The 22858-nt window shown below is 49.9% G+C and carries 15 protein-coding genes; 2 read left to right on the top strand and 13 right to left on the bottom strand.

Going from position 1 to position 22858, the window contains the following annotated elements; genetic code table 11:
- Positions 1 to 197 precede the first annotated feature (197 nt).
- From ACO0KV_RS07455 to ACO0KV_RS07420, 8 genes are all read right to left on the bottom strand, one after another.
- Positions 198 to 980 carry a hypothetical protein gene (locus ACO0KV_RS07455; protein WP_423041430.1) on the bottom strand — a complete coding sequence of 261 codons (783 nt, stop codon included), beginning with the start codon at positions 978 to 980 and terminating at the stop codon, positions 198 to 200.
- Positions 973 to 1839, bottom strand: coding sequence for a CBASS oligonucleotide cyclase (locus tag ACO0KV_RS07450; protein ID WP_423041428.1), 867 nt, complete (start codon positions 1837 to 1839; stop codon positions 973 to 975). The genes ACO0KV_RS07455 and ACO0KV_RS07450 overlap by 8 nt, the downstream gene beginning before the upstream one ends.
- Positions 1840 to 1883: 44 nt before the next feature.
- Positions 1884 to 5114 (bottom strand): type I restriction enzyme subunit R domain-containing protein, encoded by a 3231-nt coding sequence (locus ACO0KV_RS07445; RefSeq protein WP_423041426.1) that lies wholly within the window; start codon positions 5112 to 5114, stop codon positions 1884 to 1886.
- Positions 5111 to 6427, bottom strand: a complete 1317-nt coding sequence (locus ACO0KV_RS07440; protein WP_423041424.1) for a restriction endonuclease subunit S — start codon at positions 6425 to 6427, stop codon at positions 5111 to 5113. Before ACO0KV_RS07440 ends, ACO0KV_RS07445 begins: the two co-directional genes overlap by 4 nt.
- Positions 6424 to 8493 (bottom strand): HsdM family class I SAM-dependent methyltransferase, encoded by a 2070-nt coding sequence (locus tag ACO0KV_RS07435; protein ID WP_423041422.1) that lies wholly within the window; start codon positions 8491 to 8493, stop codon positions 6424 to 6426. Before ACO0KV_RS07435 ends, ACO0KV_RS07440 begins: the two co-directional genes overlap by 4 nt.
- A 61-nt stretch (positions 8494 to 8554) precedes the next feature.
- On the bottom strand, positions 8555 to 9958 hold the full coding sequence (locus ACO0KV_RS07430; protein ID WP_423041420.1) for a DNA-processing protein DprA: 1404 nt from the start codon (positions 9956 to 9958) through the stop codon (positions 8555 to 8557).
- Entirely contained in the window at positions 9955 to 12033 is a 2079-nt protein-coding gene (locus tag ACO0KV_RS07425; protein WP_423041418.1) for a RecQ family ATP-dependent DNA helicase, read from the bottom strand. The genes ACO0KV_RS07430 and ACO0KV_RS07425 overlap by 4 nt, the downstream gene beginning before the upstream one ends.
- A complete protein-coding gene (locus ACO0KV_RS07420) occupies positions 12030 to 12941 on the bottom strand; it encodes a helix-turn-helix transcriptional regulator (protein ID WP_423041416.1) in 912 nt (303 codons plus the stop codon). The genes ACO0KV_RS07425 and ACO0KV_RS07420 overlap by 4 nt, the downstream gene beginning before the upstream one ends.
- Before the next feature lie 232 nt (positions 12942 to 13173).
- Here ACO0KV_RS07420 and ACO0KV_RS07415 point away from each other — a divergent pair, with 232 nt between their 5' ends.
- The gene (locus ACO0KV_RS07415) at positions 13174 to 14253 is read left to right on the top strand and encodes a helix-turn-helix domain-containing protein (RefSeq protein ID WP_423041414.1); all 1080 of its coding nucleotides are present in this window, start codon (positions 13174 to 13176) and stop codon (positions 14251 to 14253) included.
- Positions 14234 to 14728, top strand: a complete 495-nt coding sequence (locus ACO0KV_RS07410; protein WP_423041412.1) for a PIN domain-containing protein — start codon at positions 14234 to 14236, stop codon at positions 14726 to 14728. The genes ACO0KV_RS07415 and ACO0KV_RS07410 overlap by 20 nt, the downstream gene beginning before the upstream one ends.
- A 129-nt stretch (positions 14729 to 14857) precedes the next feature.
- Here the strand turns inward: ACO0KV_RS07410 and ACO0KV_RS07405 are convergent, their stop codons facing one another.
- From ACO0KV_RS07405 to ACO0KV_RS07385, 5 genes are all read right to left on the bottom strand, one after another.
- Entirely contained in the window at positions 14858 to 15256 is a 399-nt protein-coding gene (locus ACO0KV_RS07405) for a helix-turn-helix transcriptional regulator (protein ID WP_423041410.1), read from the bottom strand.
- Between the two features lie 559 nt (positions 15257 to 15815).
- On the bottom strand, positions 15816 to 16298 hold the full coding sequence (locus tag ACO0KV_RS07400) for a nucleotidyltransferase family protein (protein ID WP_423041588.1): 483 nt from the start codon (positions 16296 to 16298) through the stop codon (positions 15816 to 15818).
- Between the two features lie 84 nt (positions 16299 to 16382).
- Entirely contained in the window at positions 16383 to 16907 is a 525-nt protein-coding gene (locus ACO0KV_RS07395) for a lipocalin family protein (protein ID WP_423041408.1), read from the bottom strand.
- Between the two features lie 54 nt (positions 16908 to 16961).
- Complete coding sequence (locus ACO0KV_RS07390) at positions 16962 to 20843, bottom strand: response regulator (protein WP_423041406.1); 3882 nt, start codon at positions 20841 to 20843, stop codon at positions 16962 to 16964.
- A 101-nt stretch (positions 20844 to 20944) separates the two neighbouring features.
- Entirely contained in the window at positions 20945 to 21985 is a 1041-nt protein-coding gene (locus ACO0KV_RS07385) for an HD domain-containing phosphohydrolase (protein WP_423041404.1), read from the bottom strand.
- Between the last annotated feature and the right edge of the window lie 873 nt (positions 21986 to 22858).

Here is a 22858-nt window from a genome sequence, read left to right as displayed (position 1 = left end):
ACATGCGGGTTGAAGATGTGGGCTGGCCACGCTGATGGCGATCGCCACACTGACGTCGCTGATCGGCGACAAGGCAATCGTGGTGAACATGAGGCGGCGGCACGGGAATTTCCAAAATGGGTATAGGCTTCCGGACGGCAATTACCAGGGCTTATAGCGCGACGTAGGGTAGCGTCTGACATCTATCTACACAGAGTCTAGAGATTCAGTGCGTGCTTGATCTTCGGCCATTCGTCCGACAGCGTGGGGTTCAGTTGTTCGAAAACCTTCGCTGACAAAGTAATGCCACCATATCCCTTGCCAGTCTCGTATTCCCCAAACGCTTCCAGTACGCAGACACGAAACTCCTCTTTATCGAAATTTGTCGTCGTTTGAACAAGCCGATACAGCCCATCATAAATTCGCTCAAACCGCATCCGCAGACATTCCAAACGAATCCACTTCGAAATGATTTGCTCGCTAAAAACGACCTGAGCCATCGCGGCAGCGAGAGCAAGATCTGTGGCGCGGTTCAATAGCGCGACAATCCAAATCAGTGTGTACACAGTCATTCTGATACGCTCGCCGTGAGCCATCCGCAAGGACACATTCTTGCTGAAGAAACTGTTTTCGAGTAACGATGCGCAGAGCCGCCTAAAAGGGTTGGTCTGGTCGTTGTTGTAGTAGCCGGATGTCTGCTCATGAGTGAGGGGCACGACAAAAGAGTTCGAGAGCAAATCCTGTCGACGTTTATCCTCGGCGCGCGGTGTCCAGTAAAGCCGGATGCCAAGCCCAATGAAGAACAGCGCCAATACGCCGACTACAAATGCGCCCTGCACGAGGTCATAAAGCCTTGGGTATATTGCTCTCTCGACTACCAATGCCGAAATGGATAGCGCAGCCACGAGATAGAAGAGCCAATTCGAGTATGACTCGGCCACCTCGAGCGGTCGGTAGTAGCGTTTTCGGATCGGATCGATCTTTATAGGTTGGTTAGCCATATGCAGGGAAGTAATCTCCGAAAATCAAACGCCATCTGTCAACCGCCAGTGTTATCTTGCCTTGCTTGTCCAGACTTTCAGCTTCAACTGCACGGCAGTATGCTGTTTCCAGCCGACTGACCACGCCGGCGATTTTTTGCTGGGTGTTCAAATAGTCAGCAAGATTTCCGCCGTAACCTGATGGATCAAGGGTGGCCGTTTTGACAGCCTGCCGCGCCTTGTCAAAAACAAACCGAACACCAGACGGATAGTCTGATATTGTCACGTTGGTCAATATGGCTAAGATCATCGCTTCCAGATGAAATGATCGGAACAAGGCACTGTTCTGTCTGTTCCACCCTTTGATCATCTTGATCAGTGGAACCAAGTTGCCTTGGTGTATGGCGTTCGCGGCTGACCATATTTCGACGTGCTTTTTCGGATTGGTGCTAATCCAACGCCCATTGACCGAATCTGCAATAAGATAGCCGCCACCTTGTCGATTGAAGGCCGGAACCACGTCAACGGTAAAGTCGGTAAAAGTGATGGTAATTGCCTGTCCGTTTCGGCTGATCTTCGGCGTGGTCGGATACGTCTTCTTGAGTGTCGTCTTCACCTTGTCGAGTAGCGATGCTTGGCCATCCTGCTTGAAATAGGACGCATCAAGTACGACGAACACATCGATATCCGTGTCCTTGAGCGGAGCGATCATCGTGCTGCGTCGGTACGACCCCGTCAAGAATGTATCCAGCACGGTGAGATCTGTAGTAACGGCATCTCGGACGTTCTGTTGGCGGGTAGAAACCGTTTGCTGTTGCAGCCCGGTGATTTCAAGATTCGCCTTCAGCTGCTGAAAGCTCTGATTTATTGTTGTCGCCACATCAAGCTCCTACGCCCATTATTTCCACAAGCTGCGCCCGTTGCTCACTGCGCATCCCGCACGGTGATCTCAAAGTCATCACATAACTTATCAACTAAATCCTCGGTTTCTTTGAAGAAATAATCCCCAACAGTCTGCCGATGCAGCGCTTTGTATCGACGATAGATCTTCGCAAAGTCGTCGTAGATTTCATTCTCGGAAACGTGCGAATTGATCTTGACGATCAGTCGTTCACCTTCGCTTGATTCGCGCACGTAGTGGAAGAAATCAACGATCTTGGCTTCAAAATCTTTGATCAATGTCCCCGTCTTTGCTTCCTGTTCGTTACGGGCGGCAATGATGGCCAAAATATCAAACTGCCCACCGGGACCGGGTGGCACTCCCTCAGCAACTTCTGTTGGCTTTTTCTTCTTCTTTTTCGATTCGGCAGCGACCACTTCAACCATACCAATCTGGTTGTCAAAATACACCTCAATCGGGTCTTTGATGTCCTCGCTTCGATGCAGCATGTTGTAGAGCGTATTGAACTTTCGCCAGAAGAATAAAAAGCTTGGTTCGCTGTACTTGGCATCCAACTCAATCACGTATTCAATACGATTGAGAATGGTGAAATACTGCGAAGCCTTGGCTTTGGTATCGGCGGTACGCTGCGGGTTGGCGTCGATGTATTTCTTCAGGCTGCTTTCAAAGTCCAAATAGCTCTCTGGTTCGTCGCGCTTGGCGGCGTCCTTGTAGATACCCATGAACACCGTAAAAAACTTGTCGTATGTATCTGACTTCTTCAGTTCGGTCAGCAATACATCCAGCACCTTTTTGTCGCCAAACGGATCGAAGTCACTCACCACCACGTCAGAAAAGTGCTCGAAGGCATCCTTGATGTTTTGAACGTTCACGTTGTTGTAGGAGAAATCAACAATCTTGCAGTCGTTCTTGTATTTCGCCGTGCGATTCACGCGTGAAATGGTTTGAATGGCGCTGATTCCCTTGATTTCTTTGTCAAGGAATAAGGTGTGCAATTTTTTCTCGTCGAAGCCCGTTTGCAGCTTGGCGACAACAATCATCAAACCATTTTTGCAGAGCGCAAAACTCTCCAACACCTTCTCTTCCGTCAAGCCACCATTGAGTCCGGTAGCGCTTTGCTCATCCTGGTTACTGGAATACACCACATGGATCGGCGTATCTGCGTACTTTTCGTATTTTGGCTCTTTCACCAAGGCGTTGAAGTGTTTCGTCACCGCGCCTTGATAGGCAATCGCCGCCTTGATTGAATGCACGGCCAGCATCGCCTTGCCGGTGCCGCGTATTTGACGGTAAACGTCCTTGACTAACAGGTCGGCTACGTACTTGGCGATAGCATCGATACGATCACGGTTTTCATAGATCTGCTTTTTCTGCGCGTCCTTGTATTCCTTCTCGGTAAAACCTTCGAGCGGATTCGCAGGCAAATCAAACAACATCTTGGACGCGACGGGCACAATGTTTTTCAACGGATTAAGGATGAAGCCATCCTCAATCGCTTCTTTCATGGTGTAGCTGTCAAATGGCCGCCAAAGTTTCTCGCTTTCGGCATAGCCACTGAACTCGCCAAAGCGCGCCAGGGTATGGTCGTCTGGCGTGGCGGTAAAGCCGATGATCAAGTTCTTCTTGGTGGCCTGTCCGGTGTAGGCGTCGCCATCAAACGGGCTTTGCAGCTCGTCAAAAATGCTCACCATTTCTTCATGCTGGTCGCCACTGTTGGATCGATGGATCTCGTCAATCAAGAAAACAATGCGCATGCCCGCCAGCTTTTTCAGCACATCCGCGTCGAGCATTTCGCGTACCGCGCCAAACTTCTGCAAATTGACAATCACCAATCGCGTGTCAGACGCCAGAGCCTCTTGAAAGCTCTTCTTGTTGGTCGCCTCGATCACCATGCGCTTATCGATGTTCATGTTCAACATGAGCGAATCAATCTGGCTGCGCAGTTGCAGGCGGTCCACCACAATCATCATTTTGTCATAGACATACTGCGCTTTTCCGTGGCTATCGGGGCGGCGCAAGTCCTTCAACTGCAGTGCTGACCAGCCGATGATGTTGGACTTGCCAAACCCGGCGGCGTACTGCATCAACAGCGAATACACGTTTTTGTTGTTGGAGTAGCTTTTACGCTTTTCCAGCAGTTCTTTTTTCTTGGCCTCGGAAACGCCCACCAACTGCCTTTCCAGCAATTTCTCAAAATAGTCAGGTTCTTGCTCGTGAGCCAAGAATTCATCAATTTTTGCCATGATCTTGTCGGTGCCAAACTTCTGTTTCGGGCGCGGTGAAATCAAATTTCCTGTTTGGTCTTTCACCTCCTTCACCCCTTTGTTGACATAGACGTCACGCTCGATGAAGTTGTAATACAGGATTTCCTTCTCGACCATTAGCTTGCCGTACAAAGCGGCAAACAGCTCTTTGAGCTTGTTTTTCTTTTCGGCATCGGGCTTGAGTAAGGGGTAGAGCTTGAATACGCCATGGGCCTTTTTTTCTATTTCTTCACGGTCGAATTTGCCTTCGCGGCAGGTGGCCAATATCTCGTCAAAGTAATCGGCAATGGTGCGGATGACATAGGTTTCGCCAATGTCGGTGGTCGTGACGTGAATGGCGCTCTCGAAGATTTTGAGAAAGTCCTTGCGGTAACTCTGCTTTTCTTTGTCACTCAGCATGTCATTGCTGTCGATGTGCTGGTGATACACCTTCACCGCTTCAAAGTAATCTTTCAGCACTTTTCCTCGCCCGTTCTTGCTGGCGTTCTGGCTGGTGTAATTGCTTTTCAATTCGCTGTAGCCGAGATAAATGCCGTTCACAAACGTCACGATATCGGGACGGAACGCGTAAATTTGCGAGCCTTGATAGTTGAACTTGTACGGAAGCTCTTGCACTACAGAGAAGATGTTTTCCTCAAACAGGGCATTACCGTGAATCACGCTGTCACTGGTGTAAAACAGATGGAGCTTGATGCCTTGCAAGGTAATCGATTTGTTGGCGTTGATGAACAAGGCCATATTCCGACTGCTGGCGATGCGCTCTGCAATCAATGTCATTAGCTCTTGAAGTAAAGCCTTTTTGTCGCCCTTATATTTCTTGAGCAAAATCTCGTAGGGCTTTTGGTTGAGCGAGCTCTCCGCAATAAACGCCTGCAAGTCTTCTTCAATAATGAGCGCTTGGGTGACAGTGTTCGCTTTGACTTCCTTGTAGCCCAAGCCCTCCCGAAAGAACGGGATCAGGAACTTGTCTTGCAGATGAAGTTCGTTCATACGGCTTGTCCTTCGCTCACAACTTTTATTTTGCCAGTGACAACATCGTTAATCAGCGCTTTGCGCAGATCTTTGAGCTTGTCGATATGGCTGCCGATGGCAGTGACGGTGCGATCTATCTGCGCAGTTTTATCGTCCAGATAAGCACCGATGGAGACTTGCTCAGCCAATGGCGGAATAAGAAAAAATAAATCGCCAATTACCGTCGCGTTAGTCGCTGGATAGCTGACTCCATTCGACAGGGCACAAATTTCATCAACGATGCAATTGGACGTTAGCAAATAGGAGCAATATCTATCTGCAATTTTCTTTCGCGGCGAGATAACTGCAAAACCAGTGGAAACAATTAGATCAACCACCTCCGTATCGATAGTCGCTATTGCTTTCAAATACGTCCGCACTGTTGAAATTATCGTATCTCCTTTTTGGACAATACGTTTAGCTCTAGATGGCGCAGCATCAAAGGTCATTCGCTCTTTTGTGTACTCTCTCACTCCATATGTGACGCTACCAATATCAACATAATCAAATTCATACGAGGCAGGTGTTTTTTCAGTGAGCGTGTTTTTATTGATATCGCAAACTTCCTTAATACGCTTTAGCTCCCAATGCTCTGGCATTTGGCCGATCCATGTCACCCCACTGTCCTTCATCGGAGCGGACTTGTCCAACCCTCGAGTGACTGCTTCGTTGATCAGCGATTGTTTGAGCTTGCCGTACTGCGTCGCCTTCTGGCCGAGCAAATCTATTTGCCTATCAATCTGTCTCGTTTTGGTGTCAATGTAAGTGGCAATGGCCTGTTGCGTCGAAAACGGCGGGACGGGAACAGAGATTGCACCGAGCTTGTCAAAATATAACCTCAGCCGCATATCCATGATGCCGCGCGAATTTCTCTTGAATATTTGCTTGGCGATCTCTGTCCTAAACAAATAGGAAAAATATCGCACATCAACGAGCTTCGATGTTTTTCGCAAAACATCGTAAGCAGGGCTGGTAACGCCATCGTATTCAGACAAGCCAACAGAACCCATCCAGGCCAAGAGTTTGTTGACGACAATATCGCCCTTTTTTACCAGCCAGTAACCATCGGTTGAACTGGCTTTGTTACCTCTCGCTTCCAAATCTTTACGTGGCCTGACGCCTATGCTTGCGTAAAGCGACAATAGTTCGTGGTCGTTGTCGACAGGAGCCTTGTCTGTGACGAGTCTGAAAAGGTCTTTGACTCTTGTCTCCTCCCATTCGGCAGGGGTTTGATCGACCCATTCACTATTGCTAGGCCTATATGACTCATACGGGTGAGAGCGGAGATTCACAGCAATATCTCCTGCTCAAGAAGTTTCAACTCACCATCAATATTCGCGAGCTCACCTAAAATTGCGCTCACGTCACGCAGCTTTTCCGGTTGATAAAAAATCTTGTTGAAGTTCAGCTCAACACCGACGACGTTCTCCAGATACTCGAACGGCTTACTGATGTAGCGCGCCATAAAGGCTTCGATAGCGGCTTGGTTTGCTGCTGCATCTTTATGGAAGGCGACAATCTCGTAGTCTTTTTGATAGTCCGCAGTCAGTTCGACGCAAATCTCAATGCGCTCGGACAATTTTTTGGTGGCCTTTTTGTAGTTGGCCGAAACGATGATCTTGCCGCAGCCGAGCTCTTCTTTCTTGCCGTTGGATTCTTTGATCAGGGTTTCTTTATCTGCGTCGTAATAATATTCGGCATCGACAGTGGTGATGACCAACGGCTGCTCTTTGTAATCGAGCTGGGCAACTTTGGGCTTGATGGCGTCGAAGCAATAATTGTCCAACGAGGCGTATTGAGTCACGTCGTACTTCGTGATACAGAATTTAGTCAGCTCAAGTTCACCCTGCGTGATCTTGGTGGGCGTCAATTCGATTGAACTGACGCGTTTCATTTCACCGAACTTATCTTCCTTCATCGGCAAGTGCGCTTCAAAGGTTTTGCCTTGCTCATCGACATTGGTGAGCATGATGGCTTGTTTATTGAAGTAGAAACACTCCTTGTCAAACACGCGAGCGTAATCGTTGTCTCGGTAGGCCGAGAGAGTGGTCACGATTTCCTGGCGGCTGAGTTCATCCACTTCATTTTTCTTAGATCCCTTGCTCTTCTGCAATGGTTTAAATTTTTCGCTGGCGTTAATCAGCATCACCTTGTTTTTGTGATGTGCCTGTTTGTTTTTATTGAGTACCCACAAATAGGTGAAAATTCCGGTATTAAAGAATTCGTCGGTCGGTAGCTGGATCACTGCTTCGACGATATCGCTGTCCAACATCCATTTGCGGATATTGCTCTCAGCGGAGCCGGCATCACCACTGAACAGGGTCGATCCGTTATGTACCACGACGCCCATGCCGACGCTGTCGAGCTTAGATATGAGGTGCTGCATGAACAGCAGTTGACCATCTGAAATGGATGGCAAGTATTTAAAACGCTCTGTCTTATCGTTGGTAATGTCTTTCTCATATCCCTTCCAGCTCACGCCATAGGGCGGATTGGCGATAACGACGTCAAATTCTTCATTGTCGAACTTGTCTTCTACCAGCGTATTGCCGTGCTCAATCTTGGAATCAGGACGGAAGCGACTTTCAATCTTGGCTAGCGCATAAAGCGCATCGTTCCAGTCTTGGCCGTAGGTTTGGGTAAGGCGCTTGAATTTCTGGTTGATGCGGTCTTCCACCCCAAACAACATATTGCCGCCGCCGCAGGTGCAGTCATAGATTTTGAGGAGCGTGTCGGACTCTTCGATTTTTGAAGCGATGATTTCGGCAATCAGAGCGATCACGTCGTCCGGGGTGTATTGCTCTCCGGCGGTTTCGGCAGAAATGTCCGCCCACTTGCGCTTGATGTGTTCTTCCAGCGTGGTGATTTCTGAGTTGTTGAAGGGCTTGAGATCAATCTCTGCCCAGAGCTTGGTGTAACTAAACAGCACCTTCTTTGCTTTGAGCTTGCTGATTACACCTTTGATGTCGAGGAATTTTTCCCCTTCGGAGGCATCTACTCCAAGCAGATCTTTCGTTTCGCCATCAAAGCCCTTTAGGTAGGCATCGAAGTCGATCTCAAATGACTTGTCGTTCTTGCATATATCCGTCAACGCTTGTGTTTTTTCAAAAATGAAAATGTTGTAGCCCTGACCTTTGTCTTTGATCAGGTCGTACAGGTCGTCTTTATGAATCTTGGCAAAAGCATCCTCCCCAATCTCTGCCTTGAGGTCGTCGAACATCCGTACCAAGCGGCTTTCAATCATGGCCAGCGCAAAGAACGGCATCATGAAGGATGGCCATTCGGATTCTTTGATGCCACAGCCGCGCAGTAAGTCGGCAGTGGCCCAGATTTTTGATTCGTATTGGAGGATGTTCATCGGATGGATCTCGTCTAATTTCTAAAAATTTGTGCTTCGGTTGTGGGGTGGAGTACCTGAGTTACTCAAACAGGCTCGACTGTTTGACGACATAGCCAGTAGGTTTTTTTTGTTTCTCAATCACACCCTCGTCGACAAGACGCTGCAACCACGCCCTGGCTTGGGCGCTAGACACCTCGAGAGCCGTTGCAACTTCTACATCCTTCATGGGAGTTTTCAGCAGCACCTGAATTACTCCTCGGACAGCGGCAAACAGCGTATCCGCAGGTGTTGCGACACTTGTCATAATCGGGCTCGCTGCTTCGGCCTTGTCCACAGGTGCCTGTGTAACTGATGGCGCCCCATCTGGCGCCGGCTCGACTGGTTCGGCATTTGGTGCAGAAACTAGTGGCTGTAATGGTTCGGTTGGCGCTTCGATCGCTGGTAGTACCTCCGGAGCTGCTGGTGGTGTGGATGCCATGTTGGACGGTCCGTTGCCGGGAAACAGCGCGAGGCCAGTCTGCGGAGACACCACCGGAGTTGGTGCCGCGACATCGAATACACCTTCAAACGCGTCAGCGTCTTGTGGATTCGGCCAGGGGATAGCCCCCTTACCTTGCAGGGCGTCGATACCGGAAGACGACTCGCCGGTCGATCGAACGTAGACGGGCACGAACTTGAGCTTGTCCAGTTGCTCGATGGCACCGGCCCAGGTGCCGCCTTTGTTGAGATCGGAGCTGACGACCAGGGATGCATCCGCCAGCGCATAGATCAACTTGTTGCGCTGCATGGCGTTGCCAACGTTGAACCCGGCGCTCGGGTCGTAGGGCGAAATCAGCACCAGTTGGCCATCGAGCAGCAAGTTGCGGTGCTCGCGGTTCATGGTTGTCTTTTCCAGACTGTCCGCGAGGACGCCGCTGACTTTGCCGCCAGCTTCAAGCGCACCGCGCATGGCTGCTTGGTCGATGCCTTTTGCACCACCCGATACGAGTGTCCGTCCAGCCCGAGCCGCCAGCCGACCCACGGCCATTGTGTAGTCGATTAACGAATCGTCCACGTGGCGAGATCCGACAACGGCGAGGCCGCCCGACTCCAGCAAGCCCATGTCGCCGCAGCCGTAGATCACTGCCGGGGCGTCTTCTCGCAGGCGTGCCTTCAAGCGGCGGGGATACTCGGCATCAGCGCGGCTGACCACCCAGATGGCGCGCGCTTGCCATCGTTCGATGACTTGGCTCAAGAGAAAGCCACGCCCCAGCAAGCGCTGCAGTCGGGCTTCATCAATCACAGGCTGGCAGGCTCGAAGGAGGTCAACCGCATCGGGCGACACGAGGTCCGCAGGCTGGCGCTGTATCTCCCGCAAGTGGCGGGCGAGGCGCTTGTATTCACCGGGCGACAGGAGCTCCGATGATGAAGTGCCTCGTCCAGCGATGAGCGGCGCTGTCAGCAGCAGGATCGCTTGGGTGTTGGGGGACAGTGTGGGCGTCATTCGTCGTGCCCCGTTTGAGAGAGCGCCATCGGCCAGACCTCACCACTTCCGCTCTTGCGCAGCAGCCATGCGGCCACGGTCAGCGTCCAGCGTGAGTCCACCATGTCGTCAACCAAGATCACTGGCCCATGGGGCACTGGCTGGCCATTGAGTGCGAGCGAGCCGTCGATGTTGCGCGCCTGCTGTGTACTGTTTGCCATCGTTTTCTGTTCGGGCCTATCGTCGGTTTTCGCAATGACCATATGAAACGGCAGACCCAGTGCCGCAGCCAAACGCTTCGCAAAGTTGGGAACGAGATCCGGGTGTCGAAGCGATGGAATGCACGTCACCCAAGTTGGTTTGGGCTGGGGGTCCCATTCGCGAACCATCTTTACGCATGCCCCAACCAGGTCGTCGGCAAACTTGCTGTCGTGATACTTGCCTTGCCGGACCAAGCCACCCCAACCAGCGTCACCCCATACGCACAAGGCTTTCCCGGGCTGCGCTTGGCAGGCTGCTGCAATGAATCCCTTGACGCTGTACTGGGGCATCCCCCCATCAGGCCACTTCTTGCGGGGCTCGATGGGGAGGCTGGTGCGCCGCAGAAACGCGATGGCGTCCCGAACCAACGCCTCATTCACGCCGGTTGGCAGCGGGGGAAGTGCAGGCTGCGTGACAACACTTGGATCGCCGTCGAGCGCGCCGATCAGGAAACCCATGTGATCACCAAAGGGCAGGCTGACATATTCCTGCATTTGCTGATGCTCGTCACGCCGTAGAGCCGTGAGTCGTTCGGCTCGCGCCCAGAACCCCTCGCTCAGTGTTGCTGCCGTGAGCTGCCACTTGGTGCCTTGTTTGGCAATTGGCGCTGGCGATTCGAGGGAGAGCAGTGCAATCGTCTTGTCGACGCGTCCCTTACTAAGATTGACGCGACTGAGCAGCTCAGGTACTGACAGTCCGTTCTCTTCATCCTCTAATGCACCGAGGACGTCGGCGACTTCCTGTCGGGTCGGAAAGGCGCTGCGGATAAACCAATCGGTGATGTCCGATTCTTCCTGGCCGCTGAGCAGTACACCGTAGGCGGAGTTCAGCGCGCGCCCAGCACGGCCAACTTGCTGGTAGTACGCGACGACGGAGCCTGGCATTTGGTAATGGATTACGAATGCTAGATCGGGCTTGTCGTATCCCATGCCCAGTGCCGTTGTAGCGACCAGCGCTTTGACTTCGTTATTGAGAAGCGCCTGCTCGAGTGCTTCTCGGCGATCGCCCGTTTCACCCGTGTATGCCTCGACATTAAAGCCCTGAGTCTTGAGCCAGTCGGCGACTTGGTTGGCGTCGCGCACCGTCAGGGTGTAGATGATGCCGTGGCCTTGCAGCGTGGTTAGCTGCTCTGCCAGCCAGGCAAGGCGTTCTGCCTGACTCGGCAGGCGGATGGTCTGCAGGGAAAGCGATGTTCGGTTCAAGTCGCCGCGTGAGACGTCCAGCTTTGGACCGAGCACGGCAGCAAGGTCATCCATCACGCGGTTGTTCGCGGTCGCTGTAGTGGCCAAGAGTCGGAGGTTGGGCGGCAGTGTTTTGACAATTCGTTCCAGCAGGCGATAGTGTGGGCGGAAGTCGTGACCCCAGTCGGAAATGCAATGCGCCTCGTCGATGACCAGCATCGAAATTTGTGCGGCAATACCTGCCAGGACCTGCGTGCGGAATCGCTCGTTCGCCAGTCGCTCGGGTGAGATCAAGAGGATGTCGACTTCCCCACGTGCAAGTTTGGCCTCGACTTGGGTCCAGTCGTCGATGTTGTCGGAGTTGATCGTTGCGGCACGAACGCCCATGCGTTCCGCTGCGGCGATCTGATTTCGCATAAGCGCCAGCAGTGGCGAAATCAACAGCGCAGGGCCATTTCCGCCGTCGCGCAATAGTTTCGTGGCGATGAAGTAGACGAAGCTCTTGCCCCAGCCCGTCTTCTGAACAACCAGCAGTCGACCGCGTCCGTCGACGATGTGGCGAATCGCATCCTCTTGGCCTTCACGGAATGCGGCGTCGGCGCGTCCCGAGCCTATCCGGAGCAACTCTAGCGCGCGCTTTGGGTTGTACGTCATATTATGGCTCTCCCATGTTCTTGTTTGTCAGGCGAGCGATAGCCCGGAGCCAACATTGCGTTTTTGACGCCGTAAATCGCCAGCGGATCTTTCAGCCAGAGCCGGTACTCGGGGCCGCGAAGGCTGTGGTCTGGCGAACAGTCAACGCTCAATCTACGAAGCATGTATCCCGCCGTGGCTGCCCTTAGCTTCAGCTCAATTGCACCGTCAACCATATTGAAATCCTTTGCTGTGATTTCTGGTCTGGGTTGATCAGGATGCGGAATCAGCTGAACCTCGACAATTCTCGTCCACTGGATGTCAGCGTCAGGTCGCTCGTTGGCCTTGGGCTCATCGTCTAAAAGCAAGGGTGAATCGATTCGGGTGATAACAAAGTCCCGAAACTCGCTCGACTTGCGATCAAAGGCTCTGACGTGCCAGCGAAGGCCGGTATCGACCAGCGCAAATGGCACGATCACGCGGGCAGACTCTCCGCTGTTTACTGAGTGATAGCGAATCTCCACCGGACGCTTGGCGCGGATGGCGCGGCAAATCGGCGCCAGGACATCCATACGTGGACTGCTTAAAACAGCCGGCGATTCGCATGGAAGCATTGGCTGTGACTCACCATTCACCCCATCACCAAATCCGAGCGAAAGCGCGGATAACACGCGTTGCGGGGCATGATCAAACAAAGGCGCGAATTCTTTACCTATCCGGTAGATCTTGTTGCTGCCGTCGAACTCGATGTTCTGCGGCGCAACCTCCCGGTACAGTGCCAGATCCCGAGTAGCGGCCGCTGGCGCGACGCCGAAGCGGTTTGCCAAATCAGGTCGCCCGACCTCACCCATGAAGTAGAGACGGAAGTCAATATAGGCCAAACGCTCGCGTTGGGCGTGACTCAAGCTTTCGACACGCTGAGGGTGCATGGTCAAAGACTCCTCATCCACACGAGACGACCGTAAGACCGGGAGAATTGGCTTGATTGTTCATCTTGGTGCCATTTATATAATCAAATTGATGATATTATGCGCCATTGCTTGTATCTTAGCAAGTGAGCAAAATCGGACAGTCTTCTACCACCTGAGCAGTGATCAGCCTTCCCTTTGGTTTAAATTTTCTATAGAATGAAGAGTGTTTTAAACCAACCAAGGAGGCGTCATGATCGGGAACCGCATTCGGCAAGCTCGCTTGGCCGCAGGGCTCACCCTGGACGCCTTGGGAGCGCAGGTCGGCGTCACACACACGGCGATCCAGAAGTACGAGAAGGGGACCATGACACCGCCTTCGTCGCAGCTTCTCAAGCTGGCGCGGGCTTGTGGGATACGCGTTGAGTACTTCTTCCGCACCCATGAGGTGGAGCTGCTGGAGCCGGAGTTTCGTCGGCTGTCGACATTCGGCAAGACCGCGCAAGAGGCGCTCAAGATCAAGGTCGTGGATCTGATTGAGAAGCGCGTCGAGTTGCTGGGGTTCTTCCCTGAATCGCCCATTCTGCAGTTTGAATCGCCGGCAGGGTTACCTCAGCACATCAATGCGCCAGAAGAGCTTGAGGCTTTTGCGGATCAGGTACGTGAGGCATGGAAACTCGGACTCAACCCGATCGGTGACCTGACAGATGCGTTGGAGACACTTGGTCTGCTAGTGATCGTCGTTGATGAAAACAACCCAGGTTTTTCTGGATTAACAGCGACCGCTCGGACATCCGATGGACGCACCTATCCGATCGTGGCAGTGTCGTCTCGATGGCCGGGCGATCGTCAGCGTTTTACCTTGGCGCATGAACTTGGCCACTTACTGCTCGCAGGGCGGCTAGGCGCTGAAATTGATGAGGAGAAAGCCTGCGATCGCTTCGCAGGCGCATTTTTGGCACCAACGGCAACTGTTTTACAAAACCTCGGCCAGAATCGACGTGGTGTTGAGTGGCAGGAGCTGTATGCGCTGAAACACGAGTTTGGGCTGAGCATGGCAGGCTGGCTACAGCGCGCGAAGCAATGTGGCGTCATAACGGAGGCCGCTCACCTGTCCCTCTGGAAGCTGTTTTCGGCGAGAGGCTGGCGAAAAAATGAGCCCGGCGAACCGGTTTCGCGCGAGCATCCACGACTGTTCGAACAGTTGGTTTATCGAGCCTTGGGTGAGCAGTTCGTTTCTGAATCCAAAGCCGCCGAACTGTTGGGCATCCCCATGATGCGCTTCCACAAGGAACGTCAGCTGGAGTTGGTGGATGCTGCTGCTCATCAGTGATGCCAATATTCTGATTGACATGGAAACTGGTGAGTTGATGGAGAAACTCTTCCAGCTTCCCATGCAGTTTGCGATGCCAGACATCCTCTACTGGGAAGAAATCGAGCCCGGGACACCCGGCTTGGACGCGTTAGGGCTCCAGATTTTGGAGGTGTCTGGCGAATACGTCGACTTCGCAGCCGCGTTACCTGCCAAGTATGGCGTGGCACCCAGTCCCAATGATTACTTGGCATTGGCACTCGCCAAGCAAGAGGGATGTCCGCTGTTAACGGGTGACCAGGATTTAAAAATTGCCGCGCAAGCCGAAGACGTGGCGGTGATGGGCACCGTTTGGCTACTCCGCACGATGGTGGAAACCCAAGTCTTGAGTGTTGATGACGCCCTCACGGCGCTCGGCATGATGAAGGTGGGCAAACGCCGACTGCCCTGGGCGGAAGCGGAACGAATTCTGACCGGACTACGTGAAGGGGTGTAACGCAACCGTTTGGGGGCACAACCTGCCGCCGCTTGTTGAAGGCGACGGCAATGATGCTCATACGGCATGTTGGCCTTTGTGGTGCAGCAGGTCAGGTTGCCAACCCGCGCCTATTGACTGGTCAATGCCTTATTCATCAGATTCGGCCGACCTGCGGCTAGCCCATTTCATGACCTCCTCCAGATTGAATCGCAGGGATGAGTTGATTTGCACGCAGGGCATGCCGACCGCCTCACGAATTCGCTTGTTGCTGAACATGTAAGCAGGAAGGCTGGTCGCGATGGCAGCCTCCTTTGCCGTTACCAGATTTGAGCGTGATGCCGGCGAGTGACCATTCGCTCGTTCCGAAGTTGACGCGTGGAGCGCGCTGTGTTCGTAGGCCCGAATTTCAGCCAATGGGTATACAACCCGCTTGGATAATTTCATGTAGTAAGGACCACGGCCTTCGCTACGCCAGCGCTGCAATGTTTTGGGGCTCACGCCCCAGTGCTGAGCCAATTCGTTTTCTGACAGTACAAGTTTTTCCATGACATAACTCCGTTGGTTGATGGAGCTATGAATTGACGCGCGACCGAATCAAATTGGCAACCGTTTCCCGTCCGCACGCCAGATGGCCAGTCATTGATGGGTTCGGTCGCGACGTGACGTCTGCCGAATTGACCGGCAAGTAATTCGACGTGATTGTCAATTTGGTAGGGAAAAAGCGACAACGAAATGCCCATTTTCTCTAAGCCATGGCCTCAAGGCCAATACGGTACTATTTGGCTATAAACGCGGACGCGGGTTCGGTTCCGTGTTCCGCCACCATTATTTGAAATCCCAACTCTTATCGGTTGGGATTTTTTTTGCCCGAAGCCCCAGTGTTGGCGCGGTTTCCGGCCATTGCCTCGCGCGCGTCACCTGCGCTACCGCACCAGTTTTTGCACGTTGCTCCACCACCACATATTCAAATGGAAATTTTTAGATAATTTCTTTAAAAATTAAGTAGTTAAATAAAAAATCAACCAATTTAAACCTGGTTGATTTTTTATATTGGATCAACAATTTTTATTAATGGCCACCGACGTTGAAACTTCTTCGCGTTGATTCACCGCAAGAACGTCTCGACATCAGATCGGGAAGGGTTATGGCGGACAAGCATCGTAAATAGATCGTTTAGTCCATGCGGTGCAATCACTTCAATTGAATCATCCTTTGCCATGGTGATGCCAACGCAAGTCGCGTATTCTGGCCAAGTCGATATTCCATGTACCAGCGACGATAGCTGTTCCACCTTCTGGCCAAACTCAGCAAAAAACCAATGATGAACGTTTGCTTGGTTAGTGACTTCCCAATTTAATTTTGGATGAATAGCACGTAACTGTTGCTCCAGTTGTTGATCGTTTTCTGGTAACACCTCCGCATTAAAATAAACGACATCAATGTCGTCCAGCGGTGTTGCAACCGTGTATCCATGCAATTGATCCCAGACTGCGCTCCTTACTGCGCCTGCAGCGATGCTCCAGTTAGTGAGATTGAGGCTGCGCACGGCGTGCAGCGCCTCCATTAAATCGTCGTTCAATCGCACCATCTTTTCGAGTCGTGTTGCGAGTTCTAACTCAATGTTCGATGCTCGGCTTACCAAGTTGCCCAGATCAACTCCATCAGTTGGTGGTCAATGCTGAACGGTGTAATGGAACTTGTTTAAGTCAAATCCCTGTTTGCGAGCGACTTCAAGCGCAGAATCAAGCTGATCTTGTGGAAGACTTTTGGAGCGTGAAAGTAACCACAGATACTTACGATTGGGATTTCCAACCAATGCCCATTTGTATTCAGGATCAAGTCCAATAATCCAATAGTCAGCCCAAAACGGTCCGAAAAAAGATACGCGCAATTTGGCGTTATGACTGCCATCGACTGCGACTGCAACACCATCCGCCTTATCGAAGCCATCTTTGGTATGACATTGATTATGTACGCCGATTTTTCCTTCAGGTTCAACCGTGTAGTTGGCTTGACTATTGGCGACACACTGACGCTGAAAGAACATCGGGAATGAGCCAATTTCGTACCAATTTCCAACATAACGTTGAAGATCAACAAGATCGACGCTTACCACTTTTTTTTCACCATCGTTAGACATGGCGCACCCAGCTAAAAGTGCGGTGATGATAAAGCTGATGGTTAGATTACGTAGCATTGGTTATTTTGCCTTTAACATGTCAAATTGAATAGCGGTTTAAGTACGCGTTATTCACCATTGGTAAGTTTGCATTGCTTCTTTTACTTCGCTGATCGCCTGATCAAGTTGATCGACAAGATTATCGAGTGGTAGTTGACCAGCTACGGATTCAATTTTCTCAGCAATATGCATTGAACGTTCTGCGGCAAAAATACTGAGTACGCCGCGCAGTGTGTGTGAAACATGGCGTATTTGATCGACCGAATTCTGAGCAATACTGTCTCTTAGTTTTTGCATTTGCTCGGGAGCCTCTCGCAAAAATAGCTCAACGAGCTTTTCAAAAATAGCATGGTCGTCGTCAATATTGTGGCGCATTTTACTGAAATCAACGACAGGTAAATTTTTGCTGTTTGTCTCTACTATAGGGTGATCGTCGCGGACCAATTGTTTGATGTTATTGAGTTCGCGCCACAATGCTTCTATATTAATCGGTTTGCTTAGATAACTGTTCATACCTGCTGCAATACATTTTTCACGGGTCCCCTCAAGTACGTGGGCAGTTAATCCTATAATTGGAATGCGTTGATTGCCTTGTTGCTTTTCAAGCTGGCGTATTTGTTCAGTCGCACCGTAGCCATTTAAGACAGGCATGTCAACGTCCATAAGAATTAAGTCATAATGAACATCGCACCATTTTTCAATCGCTTCCAATCCATTTTGGGCAACATCAACAGTGTGTCCAAACTTGCTCAATAGGCCTTTGACCAGTGTTTGGTTAACATTATTATCTTCGGCTAACAACACATTTAAGTGATGCTTACTCTCACGTAAGAAATGCCTTGTTACTAGCACCGGCTCTGACTTCTCAACGAGCCCCAAAGTATTCATGATGGCATCAAACAGGTCAGATTGTGTGTAGGGTTTCAGCAAATAGGCGGACACACCTAACTCACGACATTTAACAGCATCGCCATGCTGCCCTTCTGAGGTTAGCATCATGACTTGCGCTATATCATCGGCATGCAACGCGCGTAATTCTTCAATGACGGCAAAACCATCCTGTTCAGGCATATGGACATCCAACAGGAGCAACTTATAAGGATGGTTTGCGAGTTTAGCCTGTGTCAACGCCGCAATTGCTTGTTTTCCACCCTCGACAGCCGTTGGCTGCATACCCCAACGCTTTGTCAGCTCGACGGCGATTTGACGATTGGTTGAGTTGTCATCTACAATTAATACACGCATATCTTTCAAGAAAATGGTGTCATCATGTACCAACTGAGCATCTTTGGCTCGCACCATTTCAATATCAATATAGAACGTGGTGCCTTTTCCGACTTCGCTCTCCAACGAAATACTGCCGCCCATGAGCTCAATCAGCCGCGCAGAGATTGATAGACCAAGACCTGTACCGCCATAGAGGCGAGTTGTTGATGTATCGGCCTGCGAAAATGAATCAAAAATAACGTTAAATTTTGCTTGCGGAATACCGACTCCTGTATCGCGGACACTGATGCGCATTGGTACTGAATCTGAATTTTCTGATACGTCACCAGCAGCTACCTTCACCACGATTTCACCATACTCAGTAAACTTAATTGCATTGCCAATGAGATTGATGATGATCTGACGCAATCGACCTGGATCACCCACGAGCATTCTTGGAATCGCCGGATCAATGTCGAGTAATAACTCAAGGTTCTTCTGATCAGCACGGATAGCCAACGTACGTGTTGTCTGTCCGAGCATATGGTGCAAATCGAATTCAATATGGTCAATCTGCATTTTTCCTGCTTCAATTTTCGAGAAGTCCAGAATGTCGTTAATGATCATCAACAGCGCATCAGCGGATGATTTCACCAATTCGATATAACCACGTTGTTCTTGATTAAGTTCAGTATCTAACGCCAGTTCGGTCATCCCGATAATGCCGTTCATTGGCGTACGGATTTCATGACTCATGTTAGCAAGAAAATCGCTTTTCGCGCGGCTGGCATCTTCAGCCATCTCTTTAGCTTGTTTGAGTCGCGCCATGGATTGATTGCGCTCGGTGATGTCTCTCGATGAATTGATTAACACATCTTCGCCGTCTGAGTTGTGGGGCATTCCATTGATCTCAACTTCAATGAAACTGCCATCTTTGCGACGATGGCGTGTCATAAAGCGTGACAATATATGGTTGCTGAATTGCTGCTCAATTCCGCGATCTAACTCTTCCAGAGAAAATTTCGCATCCCATATGCTGACATGACTGCCTAACAACTCATTCCGCTCATATCCAAGCATAGTACAAAATGAGTCACTAGCCGCGATTAAGATGCCATCCCTGTTAAGAATGTGCAAGCCATCACTGGCGTTTTGTAAGAGCGCCAGTTTCTTTTGATTTTCCCGCTCTAATTCCTTTTTTGCTTGCAATAATTCTTGTGTACGTTCGGTGACCTCTTGTTTGGTTCGTGATGCATACCCAGAACCAAGTAAGAGTAAGGATCCTAACAAGCTTGTGCCTAACATACCGATCCCTAATAAGGCCCAGCTTTGCCAGTTGCGATGCGAATTTAGATAATTTGACGTCGGTGCGGTTTCTAACCTGTAATGCCGGGCTCCAAAATTAAATGAGTACACCAACAAGTTCGGTGATTCTCTAAGCCCAAAGTTGTCATACACAACTTTCTGATCATCCAGATCAAGCAGCCGTGTATAAATCATCGGACGCGTTCTCTGCAACAGATTCTCTATAAAATCACCTAACCTTAATACGCTGAGAACAACATCTGAATGAGGATTACTTGGATCAACTGGAAGGATTAACAGCACGCCAAGTTGTTGCTGGCTTTCCTGAACTAAGTTGAGTGGTGCCGAAATAACTGTTTTTCCTGTCGTGATCGCATTTTTAATCGCTTGCTGACGTGCCGGATTGGATGACAGATCAAAACCTAGTGCTAACTCATTGCCTTTAAGTGGTTCGACATAAGTGACCGGATAATAGAAGTCGCGCTGCTGAGAACGCTGTAATTTACCTTGAGCATCACGCTCTTTAATCTCATACATCGAAAAATCATTACTTTGCAGGCGCTCAAATGCTTGGCGTCTGTCGCTACTGATATAGGGAGCCCACTCCAATGCTTGAATCATTGGGTATCGAACTAAAGAACGCGCGACAAAACGGCTAAAACCATCGCGCGTAACTTGCCTGGTTTTATCTTGTGTCATTAATCCTGCCATTTGTTCCAGCAGCGATTCCTGCTCACTCAATTTCGCTTGAACTTCATTTTCGATCATTTGTGAAGTCTGGCTGAAATCGTTCATTGAATCTTCGTATTCCCAACGATTGGCAAGGAAAAAAAAGACAATAAAGATCGTCACCGCCAATAGAATTGGCAACGCTACTGAGCTAACTCGGTTACGCCAAAGCTCGCGTGGCTCTCCAGCAATGATCATCGTCAGTGGAAAGAGCAACATCACCCCAAACGTGTCGCCAATCCACCAAATCGCCCAGTTATTAATAAGTGAACCGAAGCTAAAAATACCCAACAGGTATAAACTGAACACCGAGAGCGTCGAACAAATCAGACAGCATAACGGTGTGAGCAACATGAAACGCCCAATTTCACCGATACGATCCAAACGAACTGGATATCCAATAGCCTTGTTTAACAGCCAGCTACCAATGCCAGCTTGTGAAACAGAGTACATGGCAATGCAAAATGCAGCAACGACGCCACTTTGACTGAGTCCTTGTTCTGATAAATATGAAATCCAGACATTGAGCAGAAAAGACCCGATCAATACGGATGGCAGAAACCGTCTGCCGCCAATAAAAACGACAGCCAAGGCGATCCCAGCAGGAGGAAATATCGGCGATATGTATTCGGGTGAGGGTGCTAGCAAGATCGATAATTTGCCGAAAAGCACATAGGCGAAAACGACAAGTGCAGATCGGAAGAAGACTTTCATTTTTGCGATTTTCTATTAGTGAAGTGAGCTAACTGCAGCGCTTTCTTCTTTGAACATAGCTTTAATCCATCGATCAGAGCAATCAATGTGCGCAATAGGGTTCACCCATCTTTAAATCGATGGCGGATTTGCATCACCTCATCCCAGTTTTCCAAAAATGCATCCACACAGGCCGGATCGAAATGTTGCCCCCGCCCTTCCTGCAAATAAGCGATTGCTTGACTGTCTGTCCACGCTTTTTTGTAAGGCCGTTCCGATGTTAGCGCATCAAACACATCAGCGACAGCACAAATTCTGGCGAATAGCGGAATTGCATCGCCAGCTAACCCATGTGGATAACCACTACCATCAAATTTTTCGTGATGAGATAAAGCAATTTGTGCTGCCGTTTGTAAGATAACAGATTGGCTACCGTTGAGTATTTCATAGCCCAAAAAAGAATGTCGTTTCATTATGTCAAATTCCGCGACATCTAAGCGCCCCGGCTTAAGCAGTATATGATCAGGAATCCCTACCTTTCCTACGTCATGCATTGGTGCGGCATCGAGTAAAATTTGCTGATTTTCTTCTGACAAGCCTAAGTGAGCGGCAATCAATTTACAAAAATGAGACATCCGCAATATGTGAGCACCAGTCTCAGGATCACGAGAGTCGGCAGCTTTCGATAAGCGAATAATTGTTTCACGTTCACGAGCTAATATTTCCGCCGTCGCTAATCGTACTTCATCGGTGAGCCATTCAGCAATATCTAATAATTTTCGCTGACTACGTCTCAGCGATAACATATTCCTAGTACGTGCTGAAAATTCAATTTTATCGATCGGTTTATTAAGGAAGTCGTTAGCACCTGCCTCAAGCGCACGGTAACGAATTTCAGTTTGATCGTTCGCTGTAACCATCAATACAGGGATATCTTCGCGACCAGGAAGAGCACGAAAACGACGAATAAACTCAATACCGTCCATCTCTGGCATCATAAAGTCAACGATGACGAGATCCGGAATATGCTCAACACAATAGGTCAATGCTTTTTGCGGATTGTTAAACTCCCGCAGAATGCAATCTTTAAATTGACGAATAAGGTGAGACGTCAGAAAGAGATTCACCGATGAATCGTCGATTGCTACTATGTCTAATTTCATGCGAACCGAATCCATATTGGAGAAACTCACTGTCTGAAACCTGACCTAACTGCAATGACGTCCTATCACAATCCCAGTATCAGTGCACCATCAACTCAGTCAACTTTTATGTCTGAGTAGTGGGTCGCTGCCAGATGAACTATTTGATGCAGAGTGCTTACATTTAAATCAAATTGAATTAACTTTTCAAAATGATCTTAACAAACAACACCGAATATTTCCACATGGAAACCTTTTAAGATGGGGGAATTCATTAAATGTAACAATTTAAAGGCTAAGCTGTCGTTTTATTTGCAGAAGACAGGAGGGAAGCTAACTATTGATTTGACAAGAAAACCAGGGCAACACACTGAACTCCTACAAACGACCTCTCGTAACATCGTGCCGACTAGGAAAATACGATACAGCATCAATAATCTTTTCGTTGTGACTAGCTATTAGCACTCGAACGGTATCATTTATTGATCACCACAGTAAATTAAAAGTCGAGACAGACGAATATTTTTATGTGTAATGTCTGTCCTAGAGCAGCGGAAAGAAAAGCAGTTGTTTCACCAAAGTTGAATCAGGATAACCGCACGGCTATCATCGAGATAGTTCGTAACTTGTCGCATGCAATTCACATGTTACGACGTTTTTGGCTTCTTTGGATGTTCAACTCCGAGAGTCGCAATTGGCCTGAGTACCAACCAAATGTATCTGGCGTTAGGTCCTGTTGCAGGATCAGGCGTACCAGTTTTGCGCACTATAAAAGCAAAACCCCTCACTACGTAAGTAGAGAGGGGTTGCATGGGGGAGCCTGACGATAACCTACTTTCACACTGGTTGCAGCACTATCATTGGCGCAGAGTCGTTTCACGGTCCTGTTCGGGA

Source organism: Undibacterium sp. RuRC25W, assembly GCF_049339825.1.
In the GTDB taxonomy this organism is placed as follows: domain Bacteria; phylum Pseudomonadota; class Gammaproteobacteria; order Burkholderiales; family Burkholderiaceae_D; genus Undibacterium.
Note: the sequence above shows the minus strand (reverse complement) of the source record. Positions and strands in the feature narration are given on the sequence as shown.